Here is a 1,935-nt window from a genome sequence, read left to right on the forward strand (position 1 = left end):
AAAAATATCGTCAGATGAATGCCTTTAATACAGTGCCCTATCTTTTAATCATCTCGAACTTTCACATCATGGCCGAAGTAAATCCCGCTGAAGACGCGAAATCAGTTCAGCTTGACTTCCCATTTGACTCGGGACGATCATTACAGATTAAAGTGATAAAGCAGGACAGCAAAGCGGTAAATAGTGGGAATTACATCGGACTTATGGAAGAATTTCCGAGCTGGAATGGATTCGAGAACGGCCAACTGATAATCAGAGGCTATCGTCCTGAACAACCACGGCGGGTGCAGGCCATCGAACCGGAAAGCAAGCAGGTCGGATATCTATTAATCGATGAGGAAGATCCGTCCGATTTAAAAATCACTCTCGAACCCTGGGCCGAGATCACGGGGCGTCTCGTTGACGAATCTGGTGGCCCCAAAGCCAATGTCATGCTCTCCGACGTTTACCAGGTCATCAGTAAAGATCCGAACGTTGCCTTGCTACCTCCCAATCCAGAACAAAAATCGGGAGGCTCTGTGAGCTATCCGACCGATAAAAATGGTCGATTTCAGATCCGGGGTTTGATTCCCGGGAAAATATACAGCGTATCAGCCAAGGAAACTCGCAAGAATGGCAGCGACTTTCAACTGGGCGATTTTCTCAATGGAAAACCACTCAAACCAGGTGAAATTCGCGACCTGGGCGATGTACAGTTCAAACCCGAAGGATCCGAGTGATGGAAGTTGCTCTTAAAGCAGCGAAACCCGAAATTGAATCCCCTTGGGCTGAGTATCGCCCCACGAAGAAAACGCCCTGGAATCTACGGCGTGTGGTCCACCTGCATCGCCGGGCCGGGTTCGCGGCAACGTGGAAGGAACTCCAGCGCGATTTACAGGAGGGCCCGCAGGCAAGCATTGACCGCGTGCTGAATGGAACGACGTGTGAAAGAGCCTATCTTGAGGATTTCGAACAGATGTCTGCCAGCATTGCGCAGGCAGCCGTTCGCGAGAATCAGCCTGACCGCCTCAAAGCGTGGTGGCTGTTTCGGATGCTGTTCACCACCGATCCGTTAACAGAAAAGCTGACACTGCTCTGGCACAATCACTTTGCTACCAGCAATCAAAAACTCGATGACCTGTCGCTGATGCGACAGCAAAACGATCTGTTCCGTAGTCTGGCACGAGCGCCGTTTGGAAAACTGCTTACCGCCGTCCTGCACGACCCGGCAATGCTGCTCTGGCTGGATGCACCTTCCAATCATAAAGGACACCCCAACGAAAATCTGGCACGCGAATTGATGGAACTGTTTACGCTGGGTATCGGGAATTATAGCGAAAACGATGTTAAGGAAGCGGCTCGGGCGCTGACCGGCTGGACGGTCATTGACGACCAGTTCTCATTTCGGACTGCGTTACACGATGCCGGGCAGAAGACAATTCTCAACCAGAGTCGTGCCTGGAACGGAGACGAACTCGTTGCATTGCTCTTAGAACAACCGGCCACAGCCCGGCGTTTGGCATGGCGATTATGTCAACTCTTTCTCGGCGAAGGGGTCGCTCAGCCGGAACACATCGAAACGCTGGCCAACGGGCTGCAATCGCACGATCTGGACATCGACTGGGGAACGGAAACCATTCTGCGCAGTAAACTCTTTTTTTCGGATCAGAATATTCGACAGCGCGTCGCTGGCCCCACAGATTTCATCATCGGCGCCATCCGCGCGCTGGAACTGTTCGATCCGCCACCACAAACCATCATCCTGGCAGACTGGATGCGTCGACTGGGGCAGGATCTGTTTTATCCGCCGAACGTCGGAGGCTGGAACGGGGGCAGAGACTGGTTGAGAACGAGTGCACTCATCAACCGGGCCAATTTTGCAACAGGACTTTCGAACGCCCAGTTTTCTTCAACTCAGATACCCCCAGACTGGTCCGCATTCGCCGCGAAACATGA

2 protein-coding genes are annotated in these 1,935 nt (G+C 52.5%); both read left to right on the top strand.

Going from position 1 to position 1,935, the window contains the following annotated elements; genetic code table 11:
• Nucleotides 1–719 (top strand): carboxypeptidase-like regulatory domain-containing protein (locus Q0294_RS04545; RefSeq protein ID WP_299461376.1); only part of this gene is annotated, 719 nt, incomplete at its 5' end.
• On the top strand, nucleotides 719–1,935 hold a 1,217-nt coding region (locus tag Q0294_RS04550; protein ID WP_299461378.1), incomplete at its 3' end, for a DUF1800 domain-containing protein. The genes Q0294_RS04545 and Q0294_RS04550, both read left to right, overlap by 1 nt.

Origin of the sequence: uncultured Gimesia sp., assembly GCF_937919775.1 — a bacterium.
GTDB lineage: Bacteria > Planctomycetota > Planctomycetia > Planctomycetales > Planctomycetaceae > Gimesia.